The organism is Allobosea sp. 05T439 (assembly GCF_056396005.1).
Genome location: NZ_JBFTKP010000004.1, coordinates 167,955 through 185,265 on the forward strand (window position 1 = coordinate 167,955; position 17,311 = coordinate 185,265).

Here is a 17,311-nt window from a genome sequence, read left to right on the forward strand (position 1 = left end):
ACTGACATCAACAAGCACATCTGCCCCTCCAGGGGCCAATAACGGGGACTGAGGCATGAAGGACCAACCGAAAGGAGTGCCTCAGCGGCACCCGAGCCTGTTCGAGCCCGGGACGCTGGTGCTGATCGCCATTCTTTGCGTCTTTGGCGCGATCATTGGCATGCAGCTTCTGGTCTCCCTGGGCATCACGGCAAACACATCGCTAATCGGGGCGCTCGCCGCCATGGCGCTTGCGCGCGTGCCGATAGCGATGTTCACGCGCTACCGCTCGATCCATGTTCAGAATCTGGCTCAGAGCGCGATCTCGTCCGCGACATTCGGGGCTGCCAACAGCCTGCTGCTGCCGATCGGCATTCCCTTCCTGCTTGGTCGCTCCGATCTGGTGCTGCCGATGCTGGCAGGCGCCTTCGCGGCGATGCTGCTCGACGCCTACCTGCTCTACCGGATGTTCGATTCCCGGGTGTTTCCGGCGACCGGTGCCTGGCCCCCGGGCGTTGCCGCCGCCGAAGCGATCAAGGCCGGCGACGAGGGCGGACGCAAGGCGGTGCTGATGGGGGTCGGCTTCGTCACCGGCATCCTGGCCTCCTTCGTCAAGGTGCCGCTCGCGGCCATCGGCTTTGTCGGCTCGACGGCGGTCTCCGGCATTCCGATGTCCGCCTTCGGCGTCGCCTTCATCGGCAATATCTGGGCGCTCTCGATGTTCGGCGTCGGCCTGCTGCTGCGCGGCTATTCCAGCCAGCTCTTCGGCGGCCCGCTCTTCGCCGAGATCATCCCGAAGGGCGATCTGATGGCGGCCTATATCCCGCACGGCTTCATGATCGGCGCAGGGCTGATTGCCCTGTTTCAGGTCGCGCAGCTCCTGTTCAGGCGCAGCGAAGCCCAGAAGCTGGCCGAGGCGGCCTCCGGCGTTTCCGATGCGGAAGTCAGGCGCGCGCTCGGTCTCGGCACCATTGCCTATCTCGTGATCGCGGTCTTCATCGCGCTGGTCGGCGGCCTGATGAGCGATATGTCGATCGGGATGTTGATCCTGTTCGTGCTCTATGCCGCCTTCGCGGCCTATGTGCATGAGCTCATCGTCGGCCTCGCCGCGATGCACTCTGGCTGGTTCCCGGCCTTCGCCGTCGCACTGATCACGCTGATCATCGGCATGCTGATCGGCTTCCCGATGCCGGCGCTTGCGTTGCTCGTTGGCTTCTCCGCCGCGACGGGGCCTGCCTTCGCCGACATGGGCTATGATCTGAAGGCCGGGTACATCCTGCGCGGCAACGGCGCCGATCCCGCCTTCGAGCGCGACGGCCGTCGGCAGCAGCTCTTTGCTGCGATGTTCGCCTTCGTCATCGCCGGTGCGGTGGTGCTGGTCTCCTACCAGTCCTATTTCGACCAGAACCTCGTCGCCCCCGTGAACAAGGTCTATGCCGCGACGATCAAGGCCGGCGTGGCGCCAGGCGTCGCCTGGCAGCTCTTCCTCTGGGCGATCCCGGGCGCGATCCTGCAGTTCATCGGCGGCCCGAAGCGCCAGATCGGCGTGCTCTTCGCCACCGGCCTGCTCATCAGCTTCCCGATGGCGGGGTGGGCCGTCCTGGCCGGCATCGTCTGCCGGCTTGTCTGGGAGAAGCTGCGCGGCAGCACAGGCGAAGGGGACATGGAGGTCTTCGCCGCCGGCATCATCGCCGGAGACGCGATCTTCAGCTTCTTCGACTCGGTGATCAAGAACTTCAGGCGCTAAAGCAACGGCCCGAAAACTGCTTTGCGGTTTTCGGGACGGCCGATGCGAACACAGAGCTGGATCATCGGACCGGAAACGAGATCCGATCGATGATCTCAGCGCCCGTGCCGGAAACGGCACGGGCGTCCCATTCGACAGAGGACGGCCTCGCATGCGCAAACTCGGAACCCTGACCATCGGCCAGGCGCCGCGCTCCGACATCACGCCCATTCTCGACGCGGTGATCGGCTCCGACCTGCCGCGCCGCCATGCGGGTGTGCTGGACGGGCGGAGCAAGGCCGAGATCGAGCGCGACTTCGGCCCTCGCGCCGGAGCTGCCGTGCTGATCACCAAGCTGCTGGACGGCAGCTCAGTCATCATCGACAGGAGCCGCACCGAAGCTGCGGCGCAGGCCAAGATCGCCATGCTGGAAGCCGAGGGCTGCAGCACGATCCTGATGCTCTGCACCGGCCATTTCGAGACCCTGGCGGCAGACAGGGCGCAACTGATCGAACCTGATCGGATCCTGCCGCCAACGGTCGCCGCCCTCACCCCGGGCGCGCAACTCGGCATCATCGTGCCGCTCGCCGAACAGATCGCAAGCGAGGCCGGGAAATGGGCCGGGCTTGATCGCAAACCGCTCTATGCTGCGGCCTCGCCCTATGGCGGGCCTGGTTCCAACCTGTCCGAGGCGGCCCGCGACCTCGCCAGGCGCGGTGCTAAGGTTCTGCTGATGGACTGCATGGGTTTCGTCGAGGCTCATCGCCGCGAGGCCGCGGAAGCCGCGAAGCTGCCTGTGATCCTCTCCAACAGCCTGATCGGCAAGCTCGTTTCCGAGATCGTCTGAGCACGCCCGTCACGCTCGGCCCCAATCTCGGGCAGATCGCCATGCAATGGAGTTCCGGGAGGACGCAGGGACTGGCCTGACATCGGCCACACCCGCCCTTGCGCCGGTGCTTCTGAACGGCAAACGGAAGACGGCGTCTGGCGCCTCGCCTTGAGCCGCTCCTCCGACCGGTCAGGGCTCGTTCGATTATTTCAGATTGCCGAAGTGGTTCTTCTGCGTGACGCCGGCCCGGATCCGATGCTCTTCGATCGCCCGCTCGTGGCCATCGGAGCCCCGCACCCGGTCTTGTCGGTGCCTGATTTCGCCCGCTGGCAGCACCCGAGGGATCTGGTAAGTTCCGAGACCGGATCTGTCGCGGAAGTCAAAATTCAGGCTGATCACATCAGCCTTCCCTTAGTTACCGGTCATGGAGCAACTCCTCGCTCTCGCAGCGCTCGTCGAGGAGGCTGCCCACGAAGGTAGCCCCGTCGCTGCAATGATCGGTGATCGCAAGGTTCACGACATGCCCGTCCTCGCAGAGCAGCCTGATCTCATAGGAGAGCAGCAAGGGTGCGACCTGACGTAGATCGAGGTCGAAATGCCCGCGGCATCTGCCGTTCGCGTTCCGGGATGTTTCGAAACTGTAAGATACAGGCTGGCGCGTACCATCGCGCCAGATGATCTGGCCCTTGCCCTGAAGCCAGGTGACCTGGCGTTCGCTTTGCACGACGAGCTTCCAGCCTTGACCGGCGCCAACCCGGCACCGCGGCCCGCTCTCGGTTCAGGTTGAACGGAAGCGGCGATGCAGTGAGCGCTCTTCCAGGGCACCAGGCAAGCAAAATCCGCGCGTCATCTCAGCACAGAGGCACGCCCAGGAACGCCTCTCGGAAAGGGTACAACCTAACAGAGAGGCACGTGCCACCGTCCCACACTCTGTGCAGCCCGCAGCAATGCCCCTCCCCCCTTTCGAGAAGGGCAGCACGCGACGTCACGGCAAGTCCATTCTGGGATCGAGCGCGTCGCGCAAACCGTCTCCAACGAAGTTGAAGCTCGTAACGGCGAGCGTGATCGCCGCCCCGGGCAGGATCGCAAGCCATGGCGCGCTGGTGAGATAGCTTTGGGCGTTCTCCAGCATATTGCCCCAGCTTGGAGTCGGCGGTTGGATGCCGTAGCCGAGGAAGCTGATATAGCTCTCGGCCAGGATCGCATGGGCGACGTTCAACGTCGCGGCAACGACGATCGGTGCGATCGCGTTCGGCAGCAGCTGACGAAACATGATGCGGCCGTTGCTGGCGCCCATCGCGACCGCTGCAACCACATAATCGCGGGTGCGGAGCGATTTTATCTGAGCCTCGACGACCCGCGCCACCTCCATCCACGAGGTCATAGCGATCAGCATGACGATCGAGGGCACCGACGGCAAGATCAGGGCCGAAACAGCAAGCAGCAGGAAGATCGAGGGGAAGCACAGCATCGCGTCGACGAAGCGCATCAGGGCAGCCCCGACCGCACCTTCGTAGAATCCGGCGATCATGCCGATGCAGATGCCGATCGCCATGCTGATCAGCATGGCGGAAAAGCCCACTGCGAGTGAAATCCGCCCGGCCATTAGCAGGCGGGCCAGGATATCGCGCCCGAGAGGATCGGTGCCGAGTACATGCGGGCCCGAGAAGGGTGGCGCGAAGCGCTGCCGGATGTCGATGAACGTGTCGCTATAGGGCAGCAGCATCGGCCCGAAGATGCAGGCGAGCGTCATCGCCACGATTGCCACCGCTCCGAAAACCGCCAGCCGGTGCCGGCGGAAACGGCGAAAGCCGGGGCTGTTCCAGACGAATGGCGAAGCTGCGATCCGGACTTCGGTGACGCCGGTGAGATCAGTGCTCATCAGCCATTCCTCGCAATCCGCGGATCGGCGAGACCATAGAGCAGGTCTGCGATCAGACTGCCGAGCAACACCAGGACGGCGGTGAACATCAGGATGCCCATCACGGTCGGATAGTCGCGATAGCTGATCGAGTCGAGGAAGAGCCTCCCCATGCCCGGCCAGGTGAAGACGGTCTCGGTCACCAGTGCGCCCGAAAGCAATGTCGGCACATGCAGGCCGGTGATGGTGATCATTGGCAGCAGCGCATTGCGAAGGGCGTGCCGCAGCAGGACCTGGCGCTCCGGCACGCCCTTGGCCCGGGCAGTGCGGATATAGTCCTGATTGACGACCTCAAGCATCGAGGAGCGCATGTAGCGGCTCCAGACCGCCGTCGAGACCAGCGCGAGCACGATGCAGGGCCCGATCAGATGATGGATCCGGTTGAGCACCGAACCATCGCCGATGGTGTAGCGGTTGCCGGCAGGTAGCCAGCCGAGCCCGACCGAGAAGACATAGATGATGACAAGGCCGAACCAAAAGGTCGGGATCGAGAGCGCGATCATGGCGCCGATCGTCGCGAGTGAATCGAACAACGAGTAGCGTCGGATCGCGCCAAGCATACCGACCCAGGCGCCGAGCAGCATGGCGAGCAGCGTCGAGCTCAGCATCAGTTCCATCGTCGGCCCGATATGGGAGGCGATGATCTGCAGCACCGGCTGATGGTCGCGATAGGACAGCCCCCAGTCGCCGCGCAGCATGCGCCAGAGCCATTCCGCATATTGCAGCGGCAGCGGGCGGTTGAGGCCGAGCTGTTCAGCGATGCGGTCGAGATCGGCCTGGGTCATGTCGCCGCCGGCGGCGAACTGCGAGAGCGGCCCGCCCGGAGCCAGGTGCAGGATCGCAAAGCCGATCATCGAGACGATGAGCAGCAGCACGAGCGCCTGCAGCAGCCGTCGCACGAGAAAGGTGCTCATGGCGCCGTGTTCCGGGAGGGTCCGTTCATGGTCTCAGCGCGCCCAGTACCAACTGCCCATGTTCCAGGTATTCTGGCGGGCATTGATATTGGGCTCGTAGCCGATGAGCCCTTCCTTGTAGCCCTCGACCGGAACATATTGGTAGATCGGCAGGATCGGCAGTTCCTCGCGGACGATTTCCTGCAATTTCCAGTAGACGGCCTTGCGCTTGGCCTGATCGAAGGTTTCCTGGCCCTCCTTCAGCAGCTTGTCGACTTCGGCATTCTGCCACTGCATCTGGTTGGCGCCGCTGCCGTTCTTGGCGGGTATAGCATCAGAGGCGAAGCGCGAGGCCGGATCGGGATCGATCACGGTGCGGAAGGCAGTGCCGACCAGCAGCKACTGGAACTTCGAGCGCGTATAGAACTMGCCCCAGATCACCGCGGCCGGCATGTTGTTGATCTTCATGGAAACGCCGACCTGCTGCCAGTCCTGCATCATCAGTTGCTGGCACTGCTCGCGTAGCGAGGCGCCGGTCGTCGTTGAGACCGCGAACTCAAGTGGCACGCCGTTCTTCATGCGAACGCCGCTGCCGCTGCGTTTCCAGCCAGCGTCGTCGAGCAACTTGTTAGCCTTGGCGAGGTCGTAGCTCTGCTGCGGCAGGTTGGGATTGTAGGCCCAGGATTCCTGAGGCGCGAAGGACTCCGTCGGCTTGTGCAGGCCATAGAAGATGACGTCGATGATCGCCTGCTTGTTGATCGAGGCGTAGAGCGCCTGGCGCACCGCCTTCTCGGACAAGGCCGGATGCTCGAGATTGGGCATCAGGATTTCGAGCGAGGCGTTCGGGATCTTCACGATCTTGCGGCCCGGCAGCTTCACGGCCTCGGCATAGAAATTCGCCGGGATGCCAGTGCCGATAATGAGGTCGACCTGTCCCGTGCGGAACTGTGCATAGAGAGCCGTCTGGTCCGGCACATATTTGAGGACAGCCTTCTCCAGATAGGGGCCCTTGCCGTGATAACGCTCATTGGCGACGAGCGTGATGTTGTCGCCCGGCGTGCGCTGCCCCCATTTGAAGGGCCCGGTACCGACCGGCGCGCCGTTGAAGGGTGCGGTATTCGGGTCGCTGGCTTTCTCAAGCAGATGCTTGGGCACGATGAAGGTGTTGGAGAGCAGCGCGAGATAGGGCGCGTAGGCCTTCTCCATGCGCCAGGAGATCTCATGCGGTCCCTTGACCACGATGTCCTTGACCAGCGCATGGCCGACCCGGGTGCGGCTCTTGAAGCCCGGCGCATTGATCAGCTCCAGCGTGTATTTCACGTCCTCGGCCGTGAAGGGCGTCCCGTCATGCCAGGTGATGCCCTCGCGCAGTTTGACTTTCCAGGCCAGGCCACCTTCCGAGATGCCCCCATTGGCCTCGCTCGGCACCTCGGTTGCGAGATCGGGCATCAGGTTGCCCTGAGGGTCGGCGAGCCACATCGTATTGAAGACCTGCATCCAGACGGTCTCGTCGACCTCGATGCCAGGCATGAGCGGGTTGAATGCTGTCGGCTCCTGCGACAGGCCAACGACGACCTGGCCGGTCGGTTTAGCGGGCGGTGGCGGAGCAGGCTTGGTCTGGGCGCCGGCTCCAACCCCCGAGGCGGCCAGCAGGCCGCCCGCTCCGAGCGCGAGAAACTGGCGGCGATGCAATGCCGGCATCGGGAAAGCCGAACGGGTCGTTCCGTCGGAGTGCTTTATCATCCGGTAACCCCTCTTTTGCTTGTTTTGCGGAAGTCCCGGGCGCCCCGGGCAATTCAGGCGGAAACGATCGCGCATCCACGCCGCCCGCTTCATCCGTCGGGTCGTTCGCGGGCGCGGCCGGTCCTTCAACCGCGTGCCTAGGTTAGGCCTGCACCCACCCGCCTCGTATGCCGATCACGGCGCCCGGCCGGGCATAATCTGCCGATTCAACCACCGCCTTTGGCATAGGGTTCTGCACCGGATCGGGTCTTATCGAGCCGATCAAATCGGATCGGCCGTGCGGATGGATTGGTCGTTGCCCGCGCGGAGCGGTCCCGCAGCGCAAGGAAAGCCAGCCTATGTCTCCTCCGGTCACCCGCGTCCGTAGCGACGAGTTTCTGCCGAAATCTGCCGATGTGGTGGTCATTGGCGGTGGCATCGCCGGCACGAGCGCGGCCTATGAGCTGGCAAAGAAGGGGCATTCGGTCGCACTGGTTGAGAAGGGGCACCTCGCCGGCGAACAGTCGAGCCGGAACTGGGGCTGGTGCCGCCAGCAGAATCGCGACCTGCGCGAATTGCCGCTGGCCCAGCGTGCCGTCGAGATGTGGAACGGGTTGAACGAAGAGCTCGGAGCCGAGACGGGCTTCCGCCGCACCGGGCTGCTCTATGTGACGACCAAACAATCCGATCTCGATCTATGGTCGAACTGGGCCGACCGCGCCCGCGAGTATCAGATGCATAGCCGGATGCTGACGGCTGCCGAGGCCAAGGCCATGTCTCCGGGCAGCACGGAGAACTGGATCGGCGGAGTGCATTCGCCGACCGACGGGCGGGCCGAGCCCGCGCTGGCGACCCCGGCCATCGCCGAAGGGGCGCGCAAGCGGGGGGCGACCATTCATCAGAGCTGCGCCGCACGCGGACTCGAGACCGAGGGCGGGAAGGTTTCGGCGGTCGTCACCGAAAAGGGCACGATCCGGACCAGCGCGGTGCTCTGCGCCGGCGGGGCCTGGAGCTCGATGTTCTGCCGCCACCACGGCCTCAAGCTGCCGCAGGCGGGCGTGCGCTCCACCTCCTTTTTCACGGAGGCCGCACCGCAGGTAATCGAGGGCGGGCTGTCCATGCCCGATCTCACCTTCCGCCGCCGGCTCGATGGCGGCTATACCGTCGGCATCAGCGGACGCGGCCTGCTCGAACTCACTCCGCAGGGCATGCTCTACGCCCAACAGTTCTGGCGGACCTTCAAGAAGCGGCGCTGGGGCCTGACCATCCGGGCTGGCCGGTCCTTCTTCGCCGGGCCGGAGGCGATCTCCCGCTGGAGCAACGATGGCATCTCGCCCTTCGAGCGGATCCGCACCTTCGATCCGCCGGCACAGGAGGAGCTGATCAGCTTTGCCCTGACACGGCTTGGGCAACTCTATCCGCAGCTCGCCAATGTGAAGATCGCGCAAAAATATGGCGGGCTGGTCGATTTCACCCCGGATTGGATTCCGGTCATCTCCGGCGTCGCGACCCTGCCCGGCTTCTATATCTCGACGGGCTATAGCGGTCACGGCTTCGGCATCGGCCCGGCCGCCGGGCGCCTTGCCGCCGACATCGTCGCCAACGACACCCCCATCGTCGATCCACACCCCTATCGCTACAGCCGCATGATCGACGGGACCGATCTCGGCGAGCCCGGCATGATGTGACGCGCCCTTCAATGTCTTGAAGGCAAGCCACCGCATCGGGGTTGGGTCTTGCCATAGCTGCATCCGCCAATCGGCATCGAGACCGCGCTGCGGCATTGAGTCCGGCGCCGATGCAAAGATGATCCAATGCCGCCGGCAGCGCGGTCGCTAACGTCGCGACGAAACCCTGCCGGAGCTCCCCGCCTATGTCACCGACGCTTGAACGCATCGCCAGCAATGCGCGCCTGCCGGCCCAGGCCGATATCGTCGTGATCGGCGCCGGAATCGTCGGCAGCGCAGCAGCCTATTTCCTGGCGAAGCGTGGGCACAGCGTCGCACTCGTCGAGAAGGGCGTCGTCGGCGGCGAACAGTCGAGCCGGAACTGGGGCTGGTGCCGGCAGCAGAACCGTGACGCCCGCGAACTGCCCCTCGCCATGCGCGCCATGGAGCTCTGGGACGGGCTCAGCCGCGACATCGGCAGCGATATCGGCTTCAGGCGAAGCGGCCTGATCTATGCCAGCAATGACGCCAGCCAGATCGCGCAATGGGACAAATGGCGCGGAACCGCACAGCAATTCGGCATCGATACGCGCATGCTCTCCGGCAGCGAAGCAGCCGCCATGACGGCAGGCACCGGCCACTCCTGGCTCGGCGGGGTCCATTCGGTCAGCGACGGCAAGGCTGAGCCTGCCCGCGCCGCACCTGTCCTCGCAGAAGGCGCCCGTTCGCAGGGTGCGAGCATCCATCAGGATTGTGCTGCGCGCGGCCTCGACATCACGAATAGCGCGGTCTCCGGCGTGATCACCGAGAAGGGCCTGATCCGAACGCGCTCCGTCATCCTGTCCGGCGGTGCCTGGGCATCAGCCTTCTGCCGGCGCCATGGCATCCGGTTTCCGCAGGCGAGCATCCGCTCGACCATTCTGCGGACGGAAGTCGCGCCCAGATTACTCGATGCGCTCTACACCCCCGACTGCGCCCTGACGCGTCGGCTCGACGGCAGCTACACGATCGCGATCAGCGGCAAGGGCACACTTGAAGTCACGCCGCAGGGACTGCGCTATGCGCGCGAGTTCCTGCCGATGTTCATCAAGCGGCTGAAAGCGGTCGAGTTCGGCTTCGGCACCTCCTTCTTCAAGGGGCCGGAGGCGCTCGGAGGCTGGGCTTTCGACAGGGAGACTCCCTTCGAACGCATCCGCGTGCTCGATCCCGTGCCGAGCCGCAAGTCCGTTGCGCTGACGCTGGCAAGGGCACGGGCGCTCTACCCCGCACTTCAAGACGTCGCCGTCCGGGAGAGCTGGGGCAGCTATATCGATTCAACGCCGGATGCCGTGCCGGTGATCTCGCCCGTCGCGGATCTGCAGGGCTTCGTGCTGGCGGCCGGTTTCAGCGGGCATGGCTTCGGTCTCGGGCCCGCGGCCGGCCATCTGGCGGCCGATCTCGCCGTGGGGGACAAACCGATCGTCGACCCGCGTCCCTTCCGGCATTCGCGCCTGATCGATGGCTCGCGGGGCGAGATCGGCGAGTTCTGAACGTCGCCCGTCAGTGTCGGACAGCCCTTCATTCGGCCTTTCGCAGCCGGCGGCAATTCATGCTGAACCGGGGCAGATGATCGGCAGAATCTTTGCTCGGCGGGACGCAATTCCAAGTCCGCGCCTGCACACCGGCCCTAGTCTTGGATGCAACGCGGCAGATCGTGCTGGCGCGGCAACTTCTGATGGCGAGAGACGCGATKAGCACCCTGCGGCCGAAATTCGTGACCTTCGATTGCTATGGCACGCTGATCAATTTCGAAATGGGCCCGGCGGCGCGGCGCGTCTATGGCGCACGCCTGTCCCCCGAGGTCATGGACGGTTTCTGCGAGAGCTTCAGGGGGTTTCGCCTGGACGAGGTCCTTGGCGCCTGGAAACCCTTCATCGAAGTGGTCCATAACTCGGTGGAGCGCAGTTGCAGGGTCTGGAAGATCACGTTCGACCCGGCCGACGCCCAGGCCATCTACGACGAGATTCCGAGCTGGAACCCGCACCCGGATGTGCCGGCAGGCCTCGCCAAGGTCGCCAGGGAGATCCCCCTCGTCATCCTCTCGAATTCGATGAAGGAACTGATTCCGCACTCCGTCGTCAAACTCGGCGCGCCCTTCCATGCGGCCTATACCGCGGAGGAGGCGCAGGCCTACAAGCCGCGCCTGCAGGCCTTCGAATACATGTTCGACATGCTGGGCTGCGGACCTGAAGACGTCGTGCATTGCTCGTCCAGTCTGCGCTACGACCTGATGAGCGCCTACGACCTGAAGATCGGTCAGCGGGTCTTCGTCAATCGCGGTCACGAGCCCGGCATTCCCGCTTACGGCTACCGCGAAATCAAGGACATCGGCGGCCTGCCAGGCCTGCTCGGGCTCTGACGCCGATGCGCGATTTCGACCCTGACGCCATCGCCTTCGCCACGGGCCATTTCATCGCCGGCAGCAACATCGATGGCCCCGGTGAAAGGATCAGCGTCACCCGACCATCCGACGCCAGAACCTATGCCGACCTGCCGGTCGCATCGGCGGAGCTCATTGATCGGGCTGTCGAGGACGCAACGCATACGGTCAAGCGCAGTGGCTGGGCGACGCAGCCCCCGCGCGACCGGGCGCGTGCCATGCGGCGCTGGGCCGAGCTGATCGAGGCGAAGAGCGAGGAACTCGGCCGGCTGGAGGCGCTGGGCTCGACACGCCCGATCGCCCAGGCCGTGACCGGCGACGTCGCCAGCACGGCCGAAGGCATCCGCTTCTTCGCCGAATGGGCGGACAAGCTCGGCGGCGACGTCGCCGCGACGCGGGCCGACCATTTCGGCATGATCGTCTCCGAGCCCTATGGTGTGGTGGGGGCGATCACGCCCTGGAACTTCCCGCTCAGCATGGCCAGCTGGAAGGTTGGCCCGGCGCTCGCCGCCGGCAACGCGATCGTCCTGAAACCGTCCGAACTGACGCCGTTCTCGACCGTGAGGCTGGCTGAGCTCGCCGTCGAGGCCGGAATTCCGCCCGGTATCTTCAATGTCGTACAGGGCACGGGCGCAGTGACGGGCGACGCACTCAGCCGTCATCCCGGCATTGCCAAACTCTCCTTCACCGGCTCCACCCGTACGGGCATCGCGGTGATGAAGGCCGCGGCCGAAACCGGCATTAAGCCGGTAACGCTGGAGCTCGGCGGCAAAAGCCCGCAGCTCGTCTTCGCTGACGCCGATCTCGACAAGGCAGCGGATTGCATAGCCAGCTCGCTCCTCGCCAATGCCGGCCAGGCCTGCGTGGCGGGTTCGCGGCTGATCGTTCAGCGGCAGGCCACTGATACCCTGGTCTCAGCTCTGCTGGCGCGCCTCTCGCGCATCGCGCCAGGTCCGACCTGGAAATCGTCGACGGGCTTTGCACCGATCATCTCGGAGATCCAGGCCCGGCGCATCGATGCGATCCTGGCCCGTAGCCGTGCCCAGGGCGCCGAGGTGCTGTTGGGAGGAGGAAGGATCGAGGGGCACGGCGGAGCCTTCTATCAGCCGACCTTGCTCGCAGGCGTCGATACGGACACCGCGGCGGTGCGTGAGGAGATCTTCGGCCCGGTGCTGACGATCCAGAGCTTCGACACCGAGGAGGAAGGCTTCGCCCTCGCCGACCACCCCGAGTATGGGCTCGCGGCCGGCGTCTACACCTCCGATCTCGGCCGCGGCCTACGGGCCGTACGCCAGATCAAGGCGGGCACGGTCTGGATCAACCGCTATAACCGCACGCTCGACTTCATCCTGCCGACCGGCGGGTACAAGAGCTCCGGCATCGGCAAGGATCTCGGCCGGCAAGCCGTCGAGGCCAATCTGCGGCACAAGACCGTGCTGATCGACATCGGTGCGTGAAGGCTTACGGCCACTCGCGCGCAGCCGGGCGCGATCGGGATGGAGCCGATCGATCGCCTCGATTCCGGTCCGCGCTGACGACGGCTTTCCCCCTGCTTCAGCGATGCTGAAGCAGGCAGGCTGAATCCACGAGCCTCATCGTCATTCCCGACAAGCCGCGAAGCGGAGGCCCGGGTGTTCGATGGGGCTCCTCTCGTTGACGCCTCCTCAGTGACGCCAGTCCTGGTAGCGGTAATAGGCGCCGACGAAGGGGAGGAACCAGGGCGGACCGAAATGGCCTGGCACTGCCGGCCAGGCGAGCCCCGCCAGTGGATTCGCATTCACGTCCCCGCCCATGACGCGGGCTATGATCTGGCCCATATGCACCGACATCTGGGTGCCATGGCCGCTGTAGCCCAGCGCATAGAACACGCCGTCACGCTCGCCGGCGCGCGGCAACCGGTCAGAGGTCATGTCGACCAGACCACCCCAGCAATAGTCGATGCGGACGCCGGAAAGCTGCGGAAAGAGTTCAAGCATCCGCGCCTGCAAGATCGCACCGCTCTTGGCATCGGATTTCGGGCTCGACAGTGCGAAGCGGGCGCGGCCGCCGAAGATCAGGCGATTATCCGGCGTGAGGCGGAAATAGTTGCCGATATTCTTCGTCGTCGTCGCGGTGCGCCGCATCGGAAGGATCGATGCAGCAAGTTCGGCCGAAAGCGGCGCGGTGGCGATGATGAAGCTGCCCACCGGCACGATGCGCCGCCTGAGCCAGGCGAACGGCCCCTGCCGGGAGGCCCCGGTCGCAAGCAGCACCTGCCCGGCTTCGATCTCGCCGCGGCTCGTCACGACCCTGTGCGCACGCGCCTTGAGGCGGTGAAGCTCCGTCACCGCAGCATTCTCATAGATGCTAGCGCCACGCCGCGCAGCGGCATCGGCCAGCCCGACACCGAAACGGCCCATATGCATGTGGGCACTGCGCGGGAAGACCAGTCCGCCATGGAATCCGTCGGAACCGATTTCCCGGCGGATATCTTCCGGMCGGACCACGGTGAGATCAGGCTCGACGGTGCGCGACAGCAACTCCGCGCTCTTCTGCAACTTGGCGAAGTGCTCGGGCTTGGCCGCGAGCTTGATCTTGCCGGTGCGGATAAAATCGCAATCGATCGCCTCGCTTGCGACCAGCCTCTCCACCTGATCGACCGCATCATCGAAAGCCCGGTAGAGCGCTACCGCACGGTCCTGGCCCAGGCTGGCTGCGAGACAGCCGAGATCATGGGCGAGCCCGTTATTGCAGTGCCCGCCATTGCGGCCGGACGCCTCGCCGATCACACGGCCMGCCTCCAGAACCGCAACGCTTGCGCCGGATTTTGCCAGGGCCAGGGCCGCCGAGAGCCCGGTGAAGCCAGCGCCGACGATGGCGACATCGACCGTGCCTGCGAGCGGACCTGTGGCGCCTGCGCCGAAACGCGGCGCCGTCGCAAGCCAATAGGGTTCGAGTTTCATCAGCGATCGATCCGCGGGTCAGCGCCGGCTGTCAGGGCCGGAAAGGCGTTGCGATCCGGTCTGCGCAAGCTGTTGCCCAGACGCGGTCCGATTTGGAAGCCCGAGCATGCGACATTCTAAGCCCATGTATTGTATGAATTTTACTATTCTCGAAAGCCAGCGGCGCACCTATACTTGGGCTTCATTCCAGATGAGGCTCGCAGGGGTGGATTACAAAACGGCCAAGCGCCCACTTGACTATGCGATCGATATCCGCGCGATGACCGAGGCCGATCTCGGCCAGGCACACCAACTCTCGATCGCCGTCGCCTGGCCGCATCGCCCTGAAGACTGGCGGCTGGTATTCGAGGTCGGATATGGCCTCATCGCCTGCGACCGGATCGGTCGTGCGCTCGGGACAGCGATGTGGTGGCCTTTTGGCGAACATTTCGCCACGATCGGCATGGTGATCACCTCGCCCCGCCTCCAGGCGCGAGGTGCGGGCCGGCGGCTGATGGACACGATCTTCGAACAATCCGGGCAGCGCGATCTGCGCCTGAATTCGACGCGGGAAGGCTACCGGCTCTACCGCTCGCTCGGCTTCGAGCCCATCGGCCGCGTCTTTCAGCATCAGGGCCGCGTCGAGGACGCAGGCCCCGCCACCGATTCCACGATCTCGGTAAGGCCGGTGGTTGTGGATGATCTTGACGCCATCGCCCGTCTCGATGCGATGGCCTATGGCGCGGATCGGACGCGGGTGATCAAGGCCCTGATGCCGCAATCGATCGGGACGATCCACGAACGCAACGGAGAGGCCGTCGGCTTCGCGTTTTGCCGCCGCTTCGGGCGGGGCCATGTCGTCGGGCCGATCGTGGCGGAGGACGATATGGCGGCGATTGCTCTGACCCGGCCCCATGTCCAGGCACATGAGGGCGAGTTCCTCCGGGTCGACACTGCGATGGAGCAGGGCTTGTTCGGCGGTTTCCTCGAATCCTGCGGCATGATGATCCACGACACCGTGACGACGATGATCCGCGGCAACAATCATGCGGCGCGCGGCACGATGCGCACCTTCGGGCTGATCAACCAGGCCCTGGGTTGACGGTTAGATCATCGGACCGGATATCGTATCCTGTCCGGTGATCTAACCTTCTGTGTTTGCATCGGCTTTTCCGAAAACCGCAATCTACTTTTCGGGCCGATGCCTTAAACGTCGAACAGCACAGGCAGCGGATAGCCCGATTTCTGGATCGGCGTCTTGATGACGATGTAGCTGAAGTATTTCGAGATGCCGAGATTGCGATCGAGCAGCGTCTCGATCAGCGACTGGTAATGCGTCAGCCCGCGCGTGACGAACTTGACCAGATAGTCATAGCCGCCGCTGACCATATGGCATTCCACCACCTCGTCGACGCGACGCAAGCCAGTCTCGAAGCGGATGAAATATTCCTTCGTATGGTCCGCCAGCGTGATCTCGGTAAAGACCGTGATCGTCTCACCAAGTTTCTGCAGATTKATCGTGGCTCCATATCCGGAAATGAAGCCGGCTTGTTCGAGCCGCTTCACCCGCAGCAGACAGGGGCTCGGAGACAAGCCGACCGCATCGGCCAGCGTGACATTCGTCACGCGGCCGTTGTTCTGGAGCTCAATCAGAATCTTCATGTCGATGCGATCGAGCCGCACGCCCGGTGTCACCACGAAAGCCTCACCCCAGCCCTCCCCGCGCAAACCCGAACGGCGAGCCACCACTCCGGTGGCGTGAAACTAAACACGTCGCTCTATCCGAGCAAAGCGAGGATCATGCCGGCTCAACCAGTTTCAACTCGGCTGTGACCTCAGGGAGCGCCAGCATGTCGTCCAGCGTCTGGCGCAGGCGCGCGACAATCAGATCGATTTCCGTCTCGCTGCAGCACAGAGGCGGAGCGAGCCCGATGATATCATCGGCGAAGGCGCGGAAGATCACGCCATTGGCATAGCCACGCGCAAAGAGATGGTCGGACAGCTTCGCCGCGCGCGAGAACTTCGCCTTGGTGACCTTGTCGGCAACGATCTCGACACCGGCGAGCAGGCCGCGCGCCCGGACTTCTCCGACCAGGGGATGGTCGGCAAGCGTAGCGAGGCGCTTCTCGAAATAGGCGCCGACGCGCTGGCCGTTGGCGAGGATGCCACCCTCGTCATAGAGGCGCAGCACCTCAAGCGCGACGGCGGCGCTGACGGGATGGCCCGAATAGGTATAGCCATGCCCGATCGGGCCGCCGGCGGCTGCGTTGTCGGCGATGGCGCGATAGACCTTCTCGCCGATCGCGAGCGCTCCGAGCGGGGCGTAACCCGAGGTCAGGCCCTTGGCCATGCTCATCATGTCCGGCACGACGCCCTCCGCCTCGCAGGCGAACATCGGGCCGGTTCGTCCAAAGCCGGTGATGACCTCGTCGGCGACGAAGAGGATGTCGAGTTCGGCCGCAGCATCGCGCATCGCCTTCAGCCAGCCCTTCGGGGGAACGACGACACCGCCCGAACCCTGCACCGGCTCGCAGAAGAAGGCGGCAACGGTGTCAGCACCGAGTTCCTCGACCTTGGCCCGCAGCGTCGCGACGCTGGCTGCGATGACGGCGCCGTCGTCGGAGCCCGCCGGGTTACGATAGGGATAGGGCGAGGCGATGTAGTGCTGCCCCTCCGCCGGCAGGTCGAAATTGGCGTGGAACGCCGGCAGCGCCGTCACGCCGGCCCCCGTCGAGCTCGAGCCGTGATAGCCTCGCTCCAGCGAGATGATCTGCTTCTTCGCCGGTCGTCCGGTGACGTTGTAGTAGTAGCGGATCAGACGCAGCGCGCTGTCGACGGCATCGGAACCGCCGAGAGAGAAATAGATGTGGTTGAGATCGCCGGGAGTGATCTCGGCCAGCTTGGCGGCCAGCCGGATCGCAGGTTCGCTGCCGAAGCCGAAATAGCCGGTCGCATAGGGCAGCTCGCGCATCTGCGCGGCAGCCGCCTCGACGATGCTGTMATGGCCATAGCCGACATTGACGCACCAGAGCCCCGCAAAGCCATCGATCAGTTCGTGACCATCGGCGTCCGTGATGAAGGCTCCGCGTGCCGACTTCAGGATGGTGACGCCGCGCTTCTCATGCCCCGCCCAGTTGGCGACAGGGTGGACCCAATGCATGCGGTCGAGTGCTTCGAGCGAGTTGACGGTCATGGAGACAGGCCTTGCTGGGGGATCTCTGGATCGAGAGGCGG

The 17,311-nt window shown here is 64.7% G+C and carries 15 protein-coding genes; 7 read left to right on the plus strand and 8 right to left on the minus strand.

The features are described 5' to 3' along the window. Nucleotides 1–55 precede the first annotated feature (55 nt). Both AC1DIO_RS06350 and AC1DIO_RS06355 read left to right on the plus strand, forming a co-directional pair. Nucleotides 56–1,726 (plus strand): OPT/YSL family transporter, encoded by a 1,671-nt coding sequence (locus tag AC1DIO_RS06350; protein ID WP_441505922.1) that lies wholly within the window; start codon nucleotides 56–58, stop codon nucleotides 1,724–1,726. A 151-nt stretch (nucleotides 1,727–1,877) separates the two neighbouring features. Then, a complete protein-coding gene (locus AC1DIO_RS06355) occupies nucleotides 1,878–2,552 on the plus strand; it encodes an AroM family protein (protein ID WP_441505923.1) in 675 nt (224 codons plus the stop codon). 186 nt (nucleotides 2,553–2,738) lie between these two features. Here AC1DIO_RS06355 and AC1DIO_RS06360 read toward each other — a convergent pair whose 3' ends face one another. From AC1DIO_RS06360 to AC1DIO_RS06380, 5 genes are all read right to left on the minus strand, one after another. Continuing rightward, nucleotides 2,739–2,933: a hypothetical protein gene (locus AC1DIO_RS06360; RefSeq protein ID WP_441505924.1), complete on the minus strand. Its 195-nt coding sequence runs from the start codon at nucleotides 2,931–2,933 to the stop codon at nucleotides 2,739–2,741. A 16-nt stretch (nucleotides 2,934–2,949) separates the two neighbouring features. Then, the gene (locus AC1DIO_RS06365) at nucleotides 2,950–3,258 is read right to left on the minus strand and encodes a hypothetical protein (RefSeq protein ID WP_441505925.1); all 309 of its coding nucleotides are present in this window, start codon (nucleotides 3,256–3,258) and stop codon (nucleotides 2,950–2,952) included. A gap of 261 nt (nucleotides 3,259–3,519) precedes the next feature. Next, on the minus strand, nucleotides 3,520–4,416 hold the full coding sequence (locus AC1DIO_RS06370; protein ID WP_441505926.1) for an ABC transporter permease: 897 nt from the start codon (nucleotides 4,414–4,416) through the stop codon (nucleotides 3,520–3,522). After that, entirely contained in the window at nucleotides 4,416–5,369 is a 954-nt protein-coding gene (locus AC1DIO_RS06375; RefSeq protein WP_441489765.1) for an ABC transporter permease, read from the minus strand. The genes AC1DIO_RS06370 and AC1DIO_RS06375 overlap by 1 nt, the downstream gene beginning before the upstream one ends. Nucleotides 5,370–5,402: 33 nt before the next feature. Beyond that, on the minus strand, nucleotides 5,403–7,091 hold the full coding sequence (locus AC1DIO_RS06380) for a peptide ABC transporter substrate-binding protein (RefSeq protein WP_476853255.1): 1,689 nt from the start codon (nucleotides 7,089–7,091) through the stop codon (nucleotides 5,403–5,405). Nucleotides 7,092–7,429: 338 nt separating this feature from the next. Here AC1DIO_RS06380 and AC1DIO_RS06385 point away from each other — a divergent pair, with 338 nt between their 5' ends. From AC1DIO_RS06385 to AC1DIO_RS06400, 4 genes are all read left to right on the plus strand, one after another. Next, nucleotides 7,430–8,758, plus strand: a complete 1,329-nt coding sequence (locus AC1DIO_RS06385; protein ID WP_476853256.1) for an NAD(P)/FAD-dependent oxidoreductase — start codon at nucleotides 7,430–7,432, stop codon at nucleotides 8,756–8,758. A 185-nt stretch (nucleotides 8,759–8,943) separates the two neighbouring features. Then, nucleotides 8,944–10,266, plus strand: coding sequence for an NAD(P)/FAD-dependent oxidoreductase (locus tag AC1DIO_RS06390; protein ID WP_441505928.1), 1,323 nt, complete (start codon nucleotides 8,944–8,946; stop codon nucleotides 10,264–10,266). Between the two features lie 200 nt (nucleotides 10,267–10,466). Then, nucleotides 10,467–11,135 carry a haloacid dehalogenase type II gene (locus AC1DIO_RS06395; protein WP_441489761.1) on the plus strand — a complete coding sequence of 223 codons (669 nt, stop codon included), beginning with the start codon at nucleotides 10,467–10,469 and terminating at the stop codon, nucleotides 11,133–11,135. 5 nt (nucleotides 11,136–11,140) lie between these two features. Then, nucleotides 11,141–12,613 (plus strand): aldehyde dehydrogenase family protein, encoded by a 1,473-nt coding sequence (locus tag AC1DIO_RS06400; RefSeq protein ID WP_441505929.1) that lies wholly within the window; start codon nucleotides 11,141–11,143, stop codon nucleotides 12,611–12,613. Nucleotides 12,614–12,820: 207 nt separating this feature from the next. Here AC1DIO_RS06400 and AC1DIO_RS06405 read toward each other — a convergent pair whose 3' ends face one another. Continuing rightward, nucleotides 12,821–14,098: an NAD(P)/FAD-dependent oxidoreductase gene (locus tag AC1DIO_RS06405; protein WP_476853257.1), complete on the minus strand. Its 1,278-nt coding sequence runs from the start codon at nucleotides 14,096–14,098 to the stop codon at nucleotides 12,821–12,823. Nucleotides 14,099–14,303: 205 nt separating this feature from the next. Here AC1DIO_RS06405 and AC1DIO_RS06410 point away from each other — a divergent pair, with 205 nt between their 5' ends. Beyond that, a complete protein-coding gene (locus tag AC1DIO_RS06410) occupies nucleotides 14,304–15,179 on the plus strand; it encodes a GNAT family N-acetyltransferase (RefSeq protein ID WP_441489759.1) in 876 nt (291 codons plus the stop codon). 104 nt (nucleotides 15,180–15,283) lie between these two features. Here AC1DIO_RS06410 and AC1DIO_RS06415 read toward each other — a convergent pair whose 3' ends face one another. Next, nucleotides 15,284–15,760: an Lrp/AsnC family transcriptional regulator gene (locus AC1DIO_RS06415; protein WP_200878107.1), complete on the minus strand. Its 477-nt coding sequence runs from the start codon at nucleotides 15,758–15,760 to the stop codon at nucleotides 15,284–15,286. Nucleotides 15,761–15,875: 115 nt separating this feature from the next. Beyond that, nucleotides 15,876–17,270: an aminotransferase class III-fold pyridoxal phosphate-dependent enzyme gene (locus tag AC1DIO_RS06420; protein WP_476853258.1), complete on the minus strand. Its 1,395-nt coding sequence runs from the start codon at nucleotides 17,268–17,270 to the stop codon at nucleotides 15,876–15,878. Between the last annotated feature and the right edge of the window lie 41 nt (nucleotides 17,271–17,311).